This window comes from Sphingomonas sp. 77B (genome assembly GCF_056497825.1).
Genome location: NZ_JBWMBY010000001.1, coordinates 58,761 through 76,077 on the forward strand (window position 1 = coordinate 58,761; position 17,317 = coordinate 76,077).

At 68.1% G+C, this 17,317-nt stretch carries 15 protein-coding genes; 4 read left to right on the forward strand and 11 right to left on the reverse strand.

The window, feature by feature from the left end; all coding sequences use genetic code 11:
* Positions 1–110: 110 nt before the first annotated feature.
* Positions 111–2,195 carry a ComEC/Rec2 family competence protein gene (locus AC1GI4_RS00305; protein WP_479628133.1) on the forward strand — a complete coding sequence of 695 codons (2,085 nt, stop codon included), beginning with the start codon at positions 111–113 and terminating at the stop codon, positions 2,193–2,195.
* A gap of 103 nt (positions 2,196–2,298) precedes the next feature.
* Here AC1GI4_RS00305 and lexA read toward each other — a convergent pair whose 3' ends face one another.
* The 6 genes from lexA to AC1GI4_RS00335 all read right to left on the reverse strand — a co-directional run bounded on the left by lexA (position 2,299) and on the right by AC1GI4_RS00335 (position 7,120).
* Positions 2,299–2,979, reverse strand: a complete 681-nt coding sequence (gene lexA, locus AC1GI4_RS00310) for a transcriptional repressor LexA (RefSeq protein WP_294275430.1) — start codon at positions 2,977–2,979, stop codon at positions 2,299–2,301.
* Between the two features lie 55 nt (positions 2,980–3,034).
* Positions 3,035–4,210, reverse strand: a complete 1,176-nt coding sequence (locus AC1GI4_RS00315) for a molybdopterin molybdotransferase MoeA (protein ID WP_479630315.1) — start codon at positions 4,208–4,210, stop codon at positions 3,035–3,037.
* A gap of 66 nt (positions 4,211–4,276) precedes the next feature.
* The gene (moaC, locus tag AC1GI4_RS00320; protein ID WP_294275037.1) at positions 4,277–4,744 is read right to left on the reverse strand and encodes a cyclic pyranopterin monophosphate synthase MoaC; all 468 of its coding nucleotides are present in this window, start codon (positions 4,742–4,744) and stop codon (positions 4,277–4,279) included.
* Positions 4,741–5,517 (reverse strand): indole-3-glycerol phosphate synthase TrpC, encoded by a 777-nt coding sequence (gene trpC / locus AC1GI4_RS00325; protein ID WP_479628134.1) that lies wholly within the window; start codon positions 5,515–5,517, stop codon positions 4,741–4,743. The genes moaC and trpC overlap by 4 nt, the downstream gene beginning before the upstream one ends.
* Positions 5,514–6,509 carry an anthranilate phosphoribosyltransferase gene (trpD, locus tag AC1GI4_RS00330; RefSeq protein WP_479628135.1) on the reverse strand — a complete coding sequence of 332 codons (996 nt, stop codon included), beginning with the start codon at positions 6,507–6,509 and terminating at the stop codon, positions 5,514–5,516. Before trpD ends, trpC begins: the two co-directional genes overlap by 4 nt.
* On the reverse strand, positions 6,506–7,120 hold the full coding sequence (locus AC1GI4_RS00335) for an anthranilate synthase component II (RefSeq protein WP_433910316.1): 615 nt from the start codon (positions 7,118–7,120) through the stop codon (positions 6,506–6,508). The genes trpD and AC1GI4_RS00335 overlap by 4 nt, the downstream gene beginning before the upstream one ends.
* Positions 7,121–7,330: 210 nt before the next feature.
* Between AC1GI4_RS00335 and AC1GI4_RS00340 the strand changes: the two genes are divergently transcribed.
* Complete coding sequence (locus tag AC1GI4_RS00340; protein ID WP_479628136.1) at positions 7,331–7,786, forward strand: hypothetical protein; 456 nt, start codon at positions 7,331–7,333, stop codon at positions 7,784–7,786.
* A 213-nt stretch (positions 7,787–7,999) separates the two neighbouring features.
* Here the strand turns inward: AC1GI4_RS00340 and trpE are convergent, their stop codons facing one another.
* Both trpE and AC1GI4_RS00350 read right to left on the reverse strand, forming a co-directional pair.
* Complete coding sequence (trpE, locus tag AC1GI4_RS00345) at positions 8,000–9,505, reverse strand: anthranilate synthase component I (protein ID WP_479628137.1); 1,506 nt, start codon at positions 9,503–9,505, stop codon at positions 8,000–8,002.
* Positions 9,492–11,438, reverse strand: coding sequence for a peptidylprolyl isomerase (locus AC1GI4_RS00350; RefSeq protein ID WP_294275399.1), 1,947 nt, complete (start codon positions 11,436–11,438; stop codon positions 9,492–9,494). The genes trpE and AC1GI4_RS00350 overlap by 14 nt, the downstream gene beginning before the upstream one ends.
* Before the next feature lie 134 nt (positions 11,439–11,572).
* Between AC1GI4_RS00350 and tpiA the strand changes: the two genes are divergently transcribed.
* Positions 11,573–12,319, forward strand: a complete 747-nt coding sequence (gene tpiA / locus AC1GI4_RS00355; protein WP_479628138.1) for a triose-phosphate isomerase — start codon at positions 11,573–11,575, stop codon at positions 12,317–12,319.
* Between the two features lie 117 nt (positions 12,320–12,436).
* Here tpiA and AC1GI4_RS00360 read toward each other — a convergent pair whose 3' ends face one another.
* Positions 12,437–13,816, reverse strand: a complete 1,380-nt coding sequence (locus AC1GI4_RS00360) for a leucyl aminopeptidase family protein (protein WP_479628139.1) — start codon at positions 13,814–13,816, stop codon at positions 12,437–12,439.
* The gene (locus tag AC1GI4_RS00365) at positions 13,813–15,213 is read right to left on the reverse strand and encodes a serine hydrolase domain-containing protein (protein WP_479628140.1); all 1,401 of its coding nucleotides are present in this window, start codon (positions 15,211–15,213) and stop codon (positions 13,813–13,815) included. The genes AC1GI4_RS00360 and AC1GI4_RS00365 overlap by 4 nt, the downstream gene beginning before the upstream one ends.
* Before the next feature lie 364 nt (positions 15,214–15,577).
* Between AC1GI4_RS00365 and AC1GI4_RS00370 the strand changes: the two genes are divergently transcribed.
* Positions 15,578–15,967, forward strand: coding sequence for an MAPEG family protein (locus tag AC1GI4_RS00370; protein ID WP_294275403.1), 390 nt, complete (start codon positions 15,578–15,580; stop codon positions 15,965–15,967).
* On the opposite strand, the gene rimO is transcribed toward AC1GI4_RS00370, so the two are convergent.
* Positions 15,951–17,291, reverse strand: coding sequence for a 30S ribosomal protein S12 methylthiotransferase RimO (gene rimO / locus AC1GI4_RS00375; protein WP_294275404.1), 1,341 nt, complete (start codon positions 17,289–17,291; stop codon positions 15,951–15,953). The two genes, AC1GI4_RS00370 and rimO, sit on opposite strands and share 17 nt — an antisense overlap.
* Between the last annotated feature and the right edge of the window lie 26 nt (positions 17,292–17,317).

The following is a 17,317-nucleotide window of genomic DNA, read 5'->3' on the forward strand; positions in this document are numbered from 1 at the left end:
CGTTGGCGGCGATATCATCTGTTGCGCTCAACCGCGCATACTCCCAATCATGAATTTCGATGGCCTATTCAGCCGCCGCAGCCCCTAGCATCAAGCGTCCGCGCCGCCAAATGCCGCGCCTTCGCCGGGCCGAACAATGGGTCGAAGCCGAGCGGAACCAGATTCCGCTATGGACGCCGGTGATGCTGGGGGCGGGGATCGCGGCGTGGTTCGTCCTGCCCGATCCACGGGCCTGGGGCGCATTGATGCTGGCCGTGGGCGGCGTCGGCCTGGCGGCGGCGACGCTGGCCGATGGCGGGCGGGTGATGCGCGCGCTCGGTCTGGCGGCGGTGTTGGTGCTGGCGGGGATATTGCTGGCCTGGGCGCGCGCCGAGTCGGTTCGCGCACCCGTTCTCGCGCGGCCGCTCATGGCGGACATGGTTGCCGAGGTCGATGCAGTGGAGCCGCTGGCGGCGCGACAGATCGTCCGGCTGATGCTGCGGCCGGTCGAGGCCCGGGACGGACGCGGGCGTGGGGTGCGCCTGCCGCCGCGTATCCGGGTGTCGCTGGCACAGAACGATGCGCCAGTCGGACTGGGGCGGGGTGCGCGGGTCCGATTGCGGGCCCGACTGATGCCGCCCGCCGGGCCGGTCGCGCCCGGCGGTTATGATTTCGCGCGCGCGGCCTGGTTTCAGGGGATCGGCGCCACGGGACGCGGCTTTGCGCCGGTGCAGGTGCTGCATCCGGCCGATCGAGCGCCCGGTTTGCGCCAGCGCCTGTCGCAGCGGATCACGACGCAGGTTGCGGGCAGCGCGGGCGGCATCGCGGCGGCGCTGGCCACCGGCGATGTCGGCGCGATTGCCCAGGACGATGCGGAGGCGATGCGGCGCGCGGGGCTGGCGCACCTGCTGTCGGTCAGCGGGCTTCATATCACGGCGGTCGTTGGGATCGTGATGATACTCACGATCCGGCTGCTGGCGCTCTGGCCGTGGCTGGCATTGCGGGTCCGGCTGCCCTTGCTGGGCGCGGCGGCGGGGGCGGTCGCGGCGGTCGGTTATACGTGGCTGACCGGGGCGGAGGTTCCCACGATACGGTCGTGCGTGGCGGCGATGCTGGTGCTGGTGGCGCTGGCGATGGGGCGCGAGGCGATGACGCTGCGGCTGGTCGCGGCGGGGGCGCTGATCGTACTGATCTTCCGGCCCGAGGCGCTGGTCGGTGCGAGCTTCGAGCTGTCCTTCGCCGCGATCACCGCGATCGTCGCGCTGCATGAGCATCCGGCGATCCGCCGCTGGCTGGGGCCGCATCCTGATTGGCGTTGGGCGGCGTTGCGGCATGTGGGCGCGTTGTTGCTGACCGGGCTGGTGGTCGAGGCGGCGTTGATGCCGATCGCCGTCTATCACTTTCACAAGGCCGGACTTTACGGCGCGCTGGCCAATATCATCGCCATTCCCTGGACGACCTTCATCGCGATGCCGCTGGAGATGATCGCCCTGCTGCTGGAGCCGATCGGGCTGGATGGTCCGTTCTGGTGGTTGCTGGGGCAGGCGCTGGGGTTGCTGTTGACGCTTGCCCATGCGGTGTCGTCCATGCCGGGGTCGGTGGTCGCGCTGCCGGTCGCGTCGGGATGGGCGTTCGGGCTGGCTGTTACGGGCGGTTTGTGGATCGCGCTCTGGCGGACCCGTTGGCGATGGTTCGGGGCACCTGCGGTGGTGATCGGCCTTCTCGTCATGCTGGCCGCGCCGACGCCCGACCTGATCGTCACCGGCGACGGTCGTCATGTGGGCATCGCGACGAGGCAGGGCGTGGCGCTGCTCCGCGACCGGGCGGGGGATTATATGCGGACCACCCTGTCCGAACTGAGCGGCACCGATGCCGAACCGCTCGCCCTGGCCGAGCAATCGGGCGCGCGGTGCGGGCGTGATATGTGCGTGACGGGATTGCAGCGAGGCGGGCGACTCTGGCGGATCGCCGCGACGCGGAGCGGCTATCCGGTACCGTGGGCGGCCTTGATCGCGCTGTGCGGGCAGATGGACATCGTCGTCGCCGATCGTCGACTGCCCAAGGCGTGCCGACCGCGCTGGTTGAAACTGGACAATGTCGCCTTGAAGCGGACGGGCGGTGTCACGATGCGGCTCGATCCGCCGACCGTAAGGATGGTCCGCGATCCCGGCGATCGTCACCCATGGTCGACCACGGAGCATCCGGGAGGGCGATAAGATCGGTGCCCATCCCCGAAGGGCCATACTTCATCGCGATCAAGCGGTATGGGCCTCGCTCGACTCGATGTGACGCGCCGGTTCGGGGAGCGCGTCGCATTCCTCATTCGTAGCGGCGTAGAATCCCCGAGAGCTTGCCCTGCACCCGAACCTGCGCGGGCGCATAACGCTGCGGATCATAGGCCCGGTTGGCAGGGTCCAGACGGACCATCGACCCTTCGCGCCGGAAATATTTCAACGTCGCCTCGCTATCGTCGATCAGCGCGACCACGATCTGCCCGTCACGCGCCACATCGGTGCGGCGGATCAGCGCATAGTCGCCGTCGAGGATACCCGCCTCGACCATCGAGTCGCCCGACACTTCCAGCGCGTAATGTTCACCCGAGCCGAGCAGGGCAGCCGGGACGGCCAGCATCGAGCTGCCCTCGAACGCCTCGATCGGAACACCGGCGGCGATCCGGCCGTGCAGCGGGATTTCGACCACGTCGTTGGCGGGTTCGGCCATCGGACGCGTCGCCGGGGGGCGGACATTGCCCGAGGCCGGTTCCGCCGCGACAGGCTTTTCGGGCCGGTCGGGCATCCGCAGCACCTCCAGCGCACGGGCGCGGTTGGGCAGGCGGCGGATGAAGTGGCGTTCCTCCAGCGCGGAGATCAGGCGATGCACGCCCGACTTGGACTTGAGGTCCAGCGCCTCCTTCATCTCCTCGAAGGACGGCGAGACGCCGGTTTCCTTCAAACGGTCGTTGATGAAGCAGACAAGCTCATGCTGCTTTGCGGTGAGCATCGCGATCCTCCGTCCAGAACAGACGTGGAACTTATATGGAACGTTTTGGCTTGCGTCAAGCGAGCATCAGGATTTCCGCCGAGTCGCCTATTGCGGCGGCGGGGGCGTGCGGCGGTCGGATGACAAGGCAGGTCGACCGCGCGAGGGTCAGCAGCATCGAGCTGTCCTGAATGGCCGCCGCATGCACCCGCCCGTCGATCATCGCCGCCCGCAGATAGTCGATGCGCGGGCCGTTGGCGGGCAGGTCCTCGCCCAACGTGGCAGGAATGGGCCTGGGCAGCGGATCGGCCGCGCCCGCCATCTGCGCGATCAGCGGGCGGACGAACAACGTCGCGGTGACGAAGGCGGAGACGGGGTTGCCGGGCAGGCTGAGGACGACCGTCTCGCCCAGCCTTCCGGCCATCATCGGCTTGCCAGGGCGAAGCGCGATGCGCCAGAAATCGACACTGCCTCCGGCCGCCTTGAGCGCAGGCTGGACGAGATCGTGATCGCCGACGGACGCCCCGCCGGTCGTCACCAGCAGGTCCGCCTCGATCGAGGCGAAGGCGTCGCGCAACGCCTCCAGCCTATCGGGAAGGATGCCGAGATCGATAATCTCGACCGGCAGATCGGCGAGCATTGCGGCGAGCATCACGCCGTTGGATTCGGGAAGCGCCGTGGGATCGACGCTGCCGGGGGGGACGAGTTCGTCGCCGGTCGCGGCGATCGCAACGCGGACGGCCCGGCGAACGGGCAGGGTCGCGTGGCCGCCCGTCGCCGCGACCGCGATCCGTGCCGGGGTCAGCCGCTGCCCGGCGGCGATCAACGTGGCGCCCTCCGAAAAGTCCAGTCCGCGCCGCCGCACATTGCGCCCGCGATGCGCCGGGCCTTCGCCGGCCAGCATCAGCATTGCGCCGTCACGCGCGGCTTCTTCTTGGATGAGAACGGTATCGGTTCCGTCGGGCAGCGCAGCGCCGGTGAAGATACGGGTCGCCTGTCCCGGGCCGACCGACCTGGTGAAGGGGCGTCCGGCCGCGCTTTCGCCGATGACCGTCCAAGGCCCCGGCATATCGTCGAACCGAATGGCATAGCCGTCCATCGCCGACAGATCATGCACGGGCTGGGTCCGCCGCGCGGCTACGTCGCGCGCTGCCCAGCGGCCCGCCGCCTCACGCAAGGGAAGGTCGATGACGGGGCGGGGGCTCGCCAGTGCTAGGAGGCGAGACTGGGCTTCGGGGACGGGGAGAAGAATGGCGGTCGCTCCTTTTGGCCCGAAAGACGATCTGGGGCCATGTCCGTTCCCCGCAATCAAAAGGTGTCAGGCGTGCCAGTCACCCGACTTGCCGCCGGTCTTGGCGATCAGGCGAATATCACTGATCGTCATTCGCTTATCGAGTGCCTTTGCCATGTCGTAGATGGTGAGCAGCGTCACCGACACGGCGGTCAGCGCCTCCATCTCGACACCCGTCTGCCCCGCCGTGGCGGCGGTGGCGGTGGCGGTCACACCCTGTTCGTCCAACGTCAGGTCGATCTCGACCTTGCTGAGCGGCAGGGGATGGCAAAGGGGGATGAGATCGCTGGTCTTCTTGGCGGCCATGATGCCTGCCACGCGCGCGACCGCCAGCACATCGCCCTTCTGGACGCTGCCCGCGCGGATCGCGGCGGCGGCCTCGCGGGTCATCGTGATGCGGCCCTGCGCCACCGCCTGTCGCGCCGTGATGGCCTTGGCGCCGACATCGACCATGCGGGCCGAACCCTCGTCATCGAGATGGGTAAGGCCGCTCATCCGATCAGCGCGCGGGTCGCCGCCTCCACGTCATGCTGGCGCATCAATGCTTCGCCGACCAGGAAGCAATGAATGCCATGCTCGGCCATCGCATCCAGATCGGCGCGGCTCGTCAATCCGCTCTCGGCGACGAAGGTGCTGCCCCTGGGAGCGTGCGCCACCAGTTCGTAGGTACGCTGAAAGTCGACGGTGAAGTCCCGGAGATCGCGGTTGTTCACCCCGATCAGCCGTGACTTCAGTCGGGCGGCGCGCTCCATCTCGGCGGCGTCGTGCACCTCGACCAACGCGTCCATGCCGCATTCGATCGCGGCCGCCTCGATCTCCTGCATCTGGGTGTCGTCGAGCGCGGCGACGATGATGAGGATCGCGTCCGCTCCCAGCGCGCGCGATTCATGGACCTGCCACGGATCGACCATGAAGTCCTTGCGCAGGACCGGGATCGATACGGCACCGCGCGCCTGTTCCAGGAAGATGTCGGCGCCCTGGAACCAGCGTTCGTCGGTCAGCACGGATAGGCACGCCGCACCCCCGGCTTCATAGGCGCGAGCATGGGCGGGGGGATCGAAATCCGCGCGGATCAGCCCCTTGGAGGGGCTGGCCTTCTTCACCTCGGCGATCAGCGCATGGCCGGTCTTGGCGTCGAGTGCGGCACGGAAGCCGCGCGGGGCGGAGACGGTGGCGATCTTGGCGTCCAGGTCGGCGTGCGACATGGTCGCCTTGCGCGCGGCGACATCGGCGCGCTTGGTTTCCAGGATGCGGTCGAGCATCGTCATCGGTAGGCAATCCATCGATCGAGAAGCGCCGCGGCCTCGCCGGTGTCGATCGCGCGGGCGGCGGCGACCGCGCCTTGCGCAAGGTCGGCGCTGTGTCCGGCGACCAGCAAGGCGGCGGCGGCGTTGAGGAGAACCGCGTCGCGATACGCGCCCGGCTCCCCGGTGAGAAGGCGGCGAAGCGCCTCGGCATTGTGCCGTGCGTCGCCGCCACGAATGGCGGTGATGGGATGGCGGGGCAGGCCCGCATCTTCCGGGGTGATGGTGGCGGGAGCGGTGATGTCGCCGACCGAAACTGCGATGCTCGGGCCTGCGCCGGACAGCTCGTCCAGCCCTTCCTCGCCCGACACGACCAGCGCAGCCTCGGCGCCCAACTGCTCCAGCGCCTCGGCATAGACGGTCGCATAGTCGGGACGTGCGATGCCGATCAGCTGTCGCCCGACATGCGCCGGATTGGCGAGCGGACCCATCAGGTTGAAGATCGTCCGCCGCCCGATCGCGCGCCGGATCGGGGTGATCCGCGCCATGGCCGGGTGGTGGTTGGCGGCAAACAGGAAGGCGATGCCGATATCGTTGAGGCTCGCCTGCGCGACTGCCCCCGCGCGCTCCATGTCGAGGCCGAGCACTTCCAGCGTATCGGCTGCCCCCGCCTTGGACGAGGCGGCGCGGTTGCCATGTTTGGCGACCGGCACGCCGAGTGCGGCGACGACCAGCGAGACGGCGGTCGACACGTTGAGCGTATGATGCCCGTCGCCCCCGGTGCCGCAGACGTCGATCGTACCCTGGGGAGCTTCGATCGGGATCAGCCGCTGGCGCATGGCGCGTGCGGCCTCGGCGATCTCGATCGAGGTTTCGCCGCGTTCAGTCAGGCCGATCAGGAAGGCGGCGATCGCCTCATCCTCGGCGCGGCCGTCCAATATGTCGGCGAAGGCCGCCGCTGCCGTCTCACGCGACAAGGGGCTGACGGGATCAGGAAGGAGCGCGATCGTCGTCACGCCGCATCCTCGACCGGCGGGCGAAGCCGCTCGGGCAGTTCATGCGCCACGCCCGCCTCGCGCAGGAAATTGGCGAGCATCGCATGGCCATATTCGGTGGCGATGCTTTCCGGGTGGAACTGGACGCCATGGATGGGCAGCGATGCGTGGCGGAAGCCCATGACCGTGCCGTCCTCGGCGCGAGCGTTGACGACCAGCGTGTCGGGCACGTCGTTGACGATCAGCGAGTGATAGCGCGTCGCGGTGAAGGGTGAGGGCAGGCCGCGGAACAGCCCGGTTCCGTCATGCAGCACCGGCGAGGTCTTGCCATGCATCAGGCCGCCCCGCTCGACCAGGCCGCCGAAATGCTGGCCGATCGCCTGATGGCCCAGGCACACGCCCAGCAGCGGCCGCCCCGCATCGGCAGCGGCGGCGACCAGGTCCAGGCTGACGCCCGCCTCGGTCGGCGTGCAGGGGCCGGGGGAGATGAGAAAAGCCTGCGCCCCCGACGAGAGCGCTTGGCCCGCCGAGATCGCGTCGTTGCGGACCACCTCTACCTCGCTGCCCAATTCCTGAAGATAATGGACGAGGTTCCAGGTGAAGCTGTCGTAATTGTCGACGACCAGGATCATGGGAACCGCCATAGCCGATCGCGCGAGCGGTGCAACGCCCCGTTCATCCGGGTTGCGCCGGGCGGGATGATGGCGGCGATGCTGGCATAAGACCCGATCATGCGACATAGCGCCGCAATTCCGCCGGAAATCGGCCTTGACCGGGCTCCGTTCAGCATGGAGCCATGCGGGGCGTCCGACGTTGTCAGACCTGAAGGAGTTTTCGTCGCCATGGTTCGAGCCGCTGTGATTGCCGCCCTGTTGCTGACCCCCGTCATGGCCCCCGGTGTGGCGTTCGCCCAGCAGGGGGTGCAGGTGGACCAGGAAGCACAGGCCACGACCGGACAGCCGCCGAAGCGGGTTCGCAACGTCACGCTGACCGGCGATCAGAAATGTCCGCCCAGCACGGCGGATGAGATCGTGGTCTGCGGTCGCGACGACGAACCCTATCGCATCCCCAAGGCCCTGCGCGACGACAAGCCCATCCCGCCGCAGAACCAGAGCTGGGTCAATCGCGCCGCGACCATCGATCAGGTCGGCCGCGTGGCGGGCGGCATCCCCGACACCTGCTCGCCGGTTGGCACGGGCGGCCAGAGCGGGTGCAGCATCATGTGGAACCAGCAATACCAGGCCGATCGCCGCGCGCGCCGGGCCGAGGCGACGCCGCCCGCGGCCGACGGGGAGTAAGGGGGGGCTGCCAGCTCTCCTACTGGATCGCAAGACCCTTGGTCGAGGTCGTTCTTGGCTCTTACCTCCGTTCAGCCTGAGCGAAGTCGAAGGCCAAGGGAAACCCTCCCAAAATGCGTAAGCGGCCCCAACCTGAGCGTGGCCTTCGACTTCGCTCAGGCTGAACGGAGGGATTGGCTGTTGGGAGAGCGATGGCGGCCCATGAGCCTCGATCTACTGCCCGAAGCCGCCTTCGCCCGCTCTAGCCACCGCATCCCGCGCGGCGGCGAGCATCGCGCCGGCCTTGGCTTCGCATTCGCGCTGCTCATAGGCCGGGTCGCTGTCGGCGACGATGCCCGCGCCCGCCTGGACATGGATGGTGCCGTCCTTGACCACCGCCGTGCGCAACACGATGCAGGAATCCATCGAGCCATCGGGCGAGAAATAGCCGACGCCGCCCGCATAGGCACCGCGCCGTTCCGGCTCCAGTTCGGCGATGATCTGGCAGGCACGGACCTTGGGCGCGCCGCTGACGGTTCCCGCCGGAAACCCGGCGAACAGCGCGTCGAGCGCGTCCTTGTCTTCGCCAAGCCGCCCGACGACGTTGGAGACGATGTGCATGACGTGGCTGTAGAACTCGACCGTATAGCTGTCCGTCACGCGCACGCTGCCCGCGGTGGCGGCCCGGCCGACATCGTTGCGGCCGAGGTCGAGCAACATCAGATGCTCGGCGCGTTCCTTCGGATCGGCGAGCAGGCTGTCGCGGTTGGCGGCGTCCTCCGCCCGCGTCTTGCCGCGCGGGCGCGTGCCCGCGATCGGGCGGATCGTCACTTCGTCATTGCGGACGCGGACCAGGATCTCGGGGCTCGAGCCGATCAGGGAAAAGCCCGGCAGGTCGAGGTGATAGAGGAAAGGCGACGGGTTGATCCGACGCAGGCTGCGATACAGCTCGAACGGCGGTAGCGTGAACGGTGCGGAGAAACGCTGCGCCAGCACGACCTGAAAGATGTCGCCCGCCACGATATAGTCCTTCGCCCGTGCCAGCATCTCGGCATAGCGGCCGGGGGCGAGGGCAGGCTCATAGGCGGGTTCGGGCAGCTCGGCGCGTACGGGCGCGGGCAGGGTCGCGGTGGCGAGGCGCGCGGCGGTGGCGTCCAGCCGATCCTCCGCTTCGGCGATCATCCGGGCGGCGTCGCGCGACGCATCGGGCCAGACGGGCGCGACAAGATAGAGCGCATCGGCCAGCCGGTCGAACACCAGGACCATCGTCGGCCGCACGAAGATCATGTCGGGCAAGCCGAGCGGATCGACCTCCGGCTGGGGCAAAGTCTCGACCAGCCCCACCGTCTCGTAACCGAAATAGCCGACCAGGCAGGCGAGCGCCGACGGCAGACCTTCGGGCACGTCGGCGCGGCATTCGGCGACCAGGGTGCGCAAAGCCGCCAGCGTGGGCAAGGCGCACGGCTCGAACGCGTCGCGGTTCGTGGCCCACTGGCGATTGATCGCGGCGGCGTGACCATCGGCGCGGAAGACGAGATCGGGGGCAAGGCCGATCAGGCTGTAGCGCCCGCGCGTCGCGCCGCCCTCGACCGATTCGAGCAGGAAGTCGCCACGCCCCGGCTCGATCAGCTTCAGCGCGGCGGCGACCGGCGTTTCGGTGTCGGCGATCTGGCGACGCCAGATCAGCTGCGGCTGGCCGTCCGCCAGCCGCTCAGCCGCGCTGCGCTCAGTTGCTCCCATTGTTCAGCAGCTCCGAGCGGACCTTGGCAATCGCCTTGGGGTCGGTCTTGACGACGACCGTGTCGCGAACCGCGCGTGCGAATTCCGAGACATATTCGCGGCCGATCAGGCGACCGATATCGCCGCGAGCGGCGCGGATCGCGGCGTCGTTGCCGGTTGCGTTGCCCGGTTCGATCTTGGTCACGCGGATGATGTACCAGCCTTCGTTCTGCGGCGCGGCCAGCGTCCGCGCCTTGTTCTGCGGCATCGAGAACAGCAGCGCGAGCGGCGCGGCGGCGGGCGTGTTCTGCGCGGCGGCCAGATCGCGGCGCGACGCGGCGATCGGGCGAACCGGCGGCACCGCCAGCCCGGTTTCCTTCAGTGCCTGCGCCATCGGCATGCCCTTGTTCACCTTGGCGAGCACGGCATTGGCCAGCTTGCGGGCGGCGGCGCGTTCACGGTCGGCGGTCAGGTCGGCGAGGACCAGGCTACGGACCTGCGCCAGCGGACGCGGGGCGGAACGCTGGATCTGGCCGACGCCGACGACCGCGAAGCCACCATCCTGGCCGATCGGCACGATCTGCGGCGCGTCGCCGTCCTCGGCGGTGAAGGCGGCCGTAATCATCGCGCGCTGTTCCGGCGTCGGCTGGAAGGCGGGTGCCTCGGGCGCGGCGCCCTGCGCGGTGACGGCCGGGGTCGTCTCCGCCTTCAGCTTGCGGTCGGCAACCACCTCGTCGAACGTGGCGTTGCCCGACAGCGAGTCCTCAATCGCATTGCGCATCTCGCCAAGCGCGGCGGCCTGCTTCTGCTTGGTCAGTTCGGCGACGATTTCGGGCCGCGCCTGGGCCAGCGTCTTGCCGGGAACCTGGGTGATCGCATCGACCTTCGCGACCACGAAGCCCAGCGTCCCGCGAACCGGACCGACGACCGCGCCTTGCGCAGCACCGAACACCGCATCGGCGACAGCGGCCGAGCTCTGCGTCGCATAGGCGGCCTTGTCGACGCCCTTCTGCACCGACGCCTCGAGCCCGGCGGCGCGCGCGGCATCGGCCAGCGAGGTGCCGCCCTTGGCCTTGGCCGCCAGCGCATTGGCGCCAGCCTGATCGGCGACGATCACCTGGGTCACGTCCCGCTTCTGGGTGGCGGCGTAGCGCGATTGGTTGCTCTGATAATAGCGCGCGATCTCCGCGTCACTCGGCACCGACTGGGCGGCGACGGCGGCGGGGTTGACGACCGCATAGCGGACGACCCGACGCTCCGGCAGCGTGTAGCGCTGGATGTTGCGGGTGTAGAAGGTCTGGACGTCGGCGTCGCTGGGCGCGGGGCCTGCGGGCACCAGGCGGGTCGGGATATAGCCGACCTCGCCCTGCCGCTTTTCGAGTAGCAGCGAGGCGTAGGGCAGGGCCATCTGCATCGCGAACTGCGTCGCGCCGATGGTCGGGATGGTCAGCTGCTGCGCGAAGGTCGAGCGCTCGATATCGGTGCGGACCTGCGCATCCGTCATCTTCCGCTGTGCCAGAAGCTGCTGGTAGAGCGCCGGATCGAACTGGCCGTTGGGGCCGCGAAACGCCGGGATCGAAGCAATCTGGCCGTCGACCAGACGGCGCGAGACGACCATGCCCTGCTGCTTGCCGAACTGTTCCAGGGCCAGGCCGGTAATCTCGCGCTGGAGCACGCCCTCAAACCCGCCCGCCGCGATGAACTGCGCCATGTCGAGGCCCGGCTGTTCCTGGCGATAGGCCGCAACCTCGTTCTGCGCGGCGGTGCGCAGGTCGTTGACGGTCACTTTCGCGTCGCCGACCTTGGCCACGTCGGCGCCGGTCAGGCCGCCCGCCATGCCCGCGATATTGGTGACGTCACCGGCCGCGAACGCGATCGCGATCACGCCAAGCACGATGAAGGTCACGACGACGCCGGCCTTGGAATTGATGATCCGGCGAAAGAAGCTGAGCATGGACGACCGATCGGCAAAGACAAAAACGTGTTCCGCTTTAGGGGCGAGGTGGCTCGGCATCAAGCTTGTGCGAAACCCACGATCCGCTATCGGTGTTGAACACGTATAACATGCGACTCATCGGGGAGCCTGATATGGCACGGCGCAAATTGGTGGCGGGCAACTGGAAAATGAACGGCTCGCGCGCGGCGCTGGCCGAGCTGGATGCCATCGCTAAGGCGGCGGAGGCTGCGCCGAACGTCGATGTGGCGGTCGCGGTGCCCTTTACCCTGATCGCCCCCGCCGCCGACCACGCCCCCGGCCTCGCTATCGGGGCGGAGGACGTCCACGAGAATGATTCGGGCGCGCATACCGGCTGTGTCTCGGCGGGCATGGTGAAGGAAGCGGGGGCCAGCTTCACCATCGTCGGACACTCCGAACGCCGCGCGGACCAGGGCGAAACCAGCCAGGACGCCTGGGCCAAGGCGGCGGCGGCGCATCGCCAGGGGCTGAACGTCATCCTGTGCTGCGGCGAGACCGAGGCGGAACGCAATGCGGGCCGCGCCGAGCGGGTGGTGCAGGCGCAGATCGAGAAGTCGGTGCCCGACAATGCGGACGGCAGCTGGTTCACGCTCGCCTATGAACCGCGCTGGGCGATCGGGACGGGGCGGACACCGACGGTGGACGAGATCGCCAGCATCCACGCGATCGCCCGCGCCAAGCTGCGGATGCTGATCGGCGATGCGGCGGATGGGGTACGGATTTTGTACGGCGGTTCGGTGACGGGGGAGAATGCCGCGACGCTGCTGGCGGTCGAGAATGTCGACGGCGCGCTGGTCGGCGGGGCCAGCCTGACCGCCGCGAAGTTCGTGCCGATCATCGAGGCGGCGGCGGGGTTGTGATCTTGGGGCGAGGTCGGGGCGTGCGCTTCGACTTCGCTCAGCGTGAACGGCTGTAGGGTATAATTCCCACCCCCCGTTCAGCCTGAGCGTAGTCGAAGGCCATGCTGAGACCTCGCCTCAGGCCCTGAAATACCGCCCCTTCAACATCGCATACGCCGCGCGAAGGGCATAGGCATCCCCCCCCTTGGGCCGCCCCGGCTTGCTCGAAGGCCGCCAAGCGAACACGTCCAGATGCGCCCAGGCCGTGTCCTTCGGCACGAAACGCCGCAGGAACAACGCCGCCGTGATCGCGCCCGCAAAGCCGCCATCGGGCGCATTGACCATGTCGGCGATGTCCGACTTGAGCATCTCGTCATAACCGTCCCAGAGCGGCATCCGCCACACGGGATCGTCCTCGGTCGAAGCCGCCGCCAGCAGGTCCGCCGCCAGCGCCTCGTCATCGGTGAACAGCGGCGGCAGATCGGGGCCGAGTGCCACGCGCGCTGCGCCGGTCAGCGTGGCGAAGTCGAGGATCAGTTCGGGCTTCTCCTCGCCCGCGCGGGTCAGCGCATCGCCAAGGATCAACCGGCCTTCGGCATCGGTATTGGTGTTCTCGACCGTCAGGCCTTTGCGCGTCTTCAGCACGTCGCCGGGGCGGAAGGATGCGCCCGACACCGCATTCTCGACCGCCGGGATCAGCAGGTGCAGCCGCACCGGCAACTCCGCCGCCATGACCAGGCTCGCCAGCGCCAGCGCATGCGCCGCGCCGCCCATGTCCTTTTTCATCAGCCGCATGCCCGCCGACGGCTTGATGTCGAGGCCGCCCGTGTCGAAGCATACGCCCTTGCCGACGATGGCGATGCGCGGATGGGCGGGATCGCCCCAGTGCAATTCGATCAGCCGGGGTGCCCGCTCGCGCGTGGCGGCCTGGCCGACCGCATGGATCATCGGATAGTCGCGGGCCAGCGCATCGCCGCCGGTCACCGTCAATTGCGCATGATGGGTGCGCGCGAGGGTTTCGGCCTCCGCTTCCAGTTCCGCCGGGCCGAGATCGCCAGCACCCGTATTGACCAGATCGCGAACCTGCGCGGTCGCGGCGGCGAGGCGGATCACCTCCTCCCGGTACGCGACGTCGCGGGTCAGCAGCACGCGCGCGCCGGTGTCTTCACCCTTGCGATAGCGGGTGAAGCGATACTGGCCAAGCAGCCAGCCGAGCGCGTTGGCGCCGACCTCCGCACCGTCGAGCCGGTAATGGCCCTCGGGCAGCGCTTCGGCCAGCCTGGCGAGCGCCCAGGGACTGTCGGCCCTGGCGACGCCCGCGACCACCGCCACCTCGCCGTCATGCGGTACCAGCAAATGCGTGTCCGGCTTCGCGGTGAAGCGCTGCGCCGTCGCCAGTGCACGGGTGGCCGCCGACTGGCGTGCAAGCCAATCGGTAAAGCCCTCGGCAGTCAGCAGCGTGATCGTCCGTGCGGGCTGGCCGCGATCGGGTTGGAGCAGGGGGGCGAAGTCGATCATTCGGCGGGGCTCACGAGGAATTGTTCGATCTTTCCGTTGCTGCCGGGCTCGGCATAGGTGCTGATCCGCAAGCTCCGGTTGGGATAGGTCACGCGGTAGTTGCGGTTGACGAAACCGCCGCGCAGCCGCGTCCGGCCTGCCTGCTCGATCCTGGTCGGCGTGCCCAGCGGCGACAGGCTGTTCCGATAGTCGGCAAGCGTCGTCGGGGTGAAGTAATAGGCCGCATCCTCGGTCAGCAGCGAACGGTCGAGCTGGCCCGCCTGCAACTGCGCATAGACGGCCTTGGTCCGGTCGAGTGCGGCCGTGTCGGCGTCGCCCGTCTTGGATGAAGGCAGGATGATGTCCGCGATACCCTTGGCGATCCGGTTCTGCGCATCAGCGAACCAGGCATTGACCTCGACCACGATCGCGGCCTTGTCTTCCGGATAGACGATGTTCTCGGTGAGGAAGCCTACCGCCTCGCCGCTATGCTCGACCATGCGGCGTCCATCGGTGACCGCGATTCCGACGCCCAGGCCATAGCCGGTGCTGGAGCCATCGGTCAGGTTCACCGGCGTTTCCTGCTCGGCCCAGTCCTTGGCCGGAAGCAGCGTGCGGTTCATCCGCGCGATATCCCATTTGGCCAGATCCTCGGCCGACATGGACAGCTCGCCCGCCGCATAGAGCCAGCCGGGGGCAGCGGGCTTTTCGACCCGCACGGGGCCGAGCGCGTGGCGCAGATACCCTTGCGGAAAGCCGGGACCGATGGCCTTGTCCTGATCCAGCGCGCGAATGCCGAGCGGCTGGAAGACATGGGTCTGAAGGAACCGGAGCAGCGGCTGGCCCGACACCTTTTCGACGATCATGCCTGCCACGACATAGCCGGTATTGGAATATTGCCACTGGGTGCCGGGCTTGAAGTCCAGCGGCGCCTTGGCCCAGCGGTCGACGATGCCCTGCGGCGTGGTCGGCGTCGCCATCGCCTTGAAGCTGTAATCCTGCGGCCAATAGTCGCGCAGGCCCGAGGTATGACTGAGCAACTGGCGGATGGTGATCTGGTCGCCATCGGTGATGCCGGGGATGTATTTCGAAACCTTGTCGTCGAGCGACAGCTTGCCTTCGTCGGCCAGCAGCAGGATCGCGGCGGCGGTGAACTGCTTGGACACCGAGGCGATCTGATAGGGCAGCTTGGGATCGGCCGGTCCCGTCTGCCCTTCGAACTGTTTGCCATAGGCTTTGGCGAGCACGATCTTGCCGCCGCGCACCACCGCGATCGAGGTGGAGGGGACGCCGGTATCGGCCAGCGTCTTCGTCACCAGCGCGTCGATCTTCCGGGTTTCCGCCGGGGTCAGCGCCTGGGCGAGCAGCGGGGCAGGGGCGACCAGCGCGATCGCCGCCAGCAAAGTGGGGTATCTCATGGGACTTAAGGAAGCAGGTTTGTGGGGACGGTGCAACGGGGTGATGCAGGTGTGGGGTGCGACTTCGCCGAGCTACAGCGGCTTTTGAAATATCGCCCATCCTCCGTTCAGCCTGAGCGAAGTCGAAGGCCACGCTCGTCTATCCGCCACGCTCGATCGACGGTCGTACGGAGAGTGGATCCCTTGGCCTTCGACTACGCGCAGGCTGAACGGAGGGCGGCGAGGAAGTATTTTTTTGACCCAGCCCGGCGGAGGCCGGGGTCCAGTTGCGATGCCTTGCGTTGCACAGGGCATCGCGCGCCTAGGAGCCGCGCGCAGCTGGACCCCGGCCTTCGCCGGGCTGGTATCGTAGAGGAAAAGCGCCATGACCACCGAACTGACCATCCTCGGCTGGTCGATCATCCTGCTGTTCGTGCACATCGCGCTGCAGTCGCAGATGGCGACGTTGGACCGCGGCATCGGCTGGAACGCGGGCGCGCGTGACGGGACGCCCGCGCCGCTGGGACGCTATGCCGGTCGGGCCGAACGCGCCTCGGCCAATTTCCGGGAAACCTGGCCGATCTTCATCGCGCTGGCATTGGGTCTGGCCGTCACCGGGCAGAGCGGCGGGATTGCGGCAACCGGCGCGTGGGTGTGGTTCCTCGCGCGGGTCGCCTATGTGCCGCTCTATATCTTCGGCGTCCGCTACGTGCGGTCGCTGGCCTATCTGGTGTCGATGGCCGGGATCGTGATGATGCTTATCCGTTTCCTGTGACGGGAACGCCGTACAGGTCGTGCTCGTCGGCATCCTCGATCTCGACCTTCACGATGTCGCCGACCGACAGATGCCCGGCATCGCGCAGGAAGACCTCGCCGTCGATCTCGGGCGCGTCCGCCTGGGATCGGCCGGTGGCGCCGCCTTCCTCGTCTACCGCGTCGATGATGACGGGCAGCGTGCGGCCCACCTTGGCGGCGAGCTTGGCGGCGGAGATGGCGGCGGTCTTTTCCATGATCCGCGCGTAACGCTCTTCCTTCACCTCCTCGGGGACGTGATCGGGCAGGGCGTTGGCGGCGGCACCTTCGACCGGCTCGAAGCGGAAGGCGCCGACGCGGTCGAGCTGGGCTTCGTCCAGCCAGTCGAGCAGATATTCGAAATCCTCCTCGGTTTCTCCGGGGAAACCGACGACGAAGGTCGAGCGGATCGCGATGTCGGGGCAGATGTCGCGCCACTGGTGGATGCGCTGCAGCACCTTGGCGTCGTTACCGGGGCGCTTCATCCGCTTGAGAACCGAAGGCGCGGCATGCTGGAACGGGATGTCCAGATAGGGCAGCACCAGCCCCTCCGCCATCAGCGGGATCACCTGATCCACATGCGGATAGGGATAGACATAGTGCAGGCGCACCCAGGGCGCGATCTTGCCAAGTTCGCGGGCGAGGTCGGTCATGTGCGGCACGACCTCCTGCCCCTTCCACATCCGCGGCTCGCGGCGGATGTCGATGCCGTACGCCGAGGTATCCTGACTGATGACCAGCAGTTCGCGCGTGCCCGCCGCGACCAGCTTCTCCGCCTCGCGCAGGATGGCGTCGGGGCGGCGGCTGACCAGGTCGCCGCGAAGCGACGGGATGATGCAGAAGCTGCACCGATGGTTGCAGCCCTCCGAAATCTTCAGATAGCTGTAGTGACGCGGCGTCAGCTTCAGGCCCGCATCGGGGATCAGGTCGATATAGGGTGACAGGTTGGCGGGCGCGGCGGCGTGCACGGCCTCGACCACCTGCTCATATTCATGCGCGCCGGTGATCGCGAGCACGTCGGGGAAGCGGGTGCGGATCGCCTCGGCTTCCTTGCCCATGCAGCCCGTCACGATCACGCGACCATTTTCCTTGATCGCCTCGCCGATCGCCTCCAGGCTTTCCTCCTTGGCGGAGTCGAGAAAGCCGCAGGTGTTGACCAGCACGACGTCCGCCCCGGCATAGTCGGGCGACATCTGATAGCCGTCTGCGCGGAGCTGGGTCAGGATGCGTTCGCTGTCGACCAGATTCTTGGGACAGCCGAGCGAGACCATGCCGACACGCGGCGGAGTGGGGAGTTTGGTTGCCATGGGATGGCCGCGCACATAGTCCAATA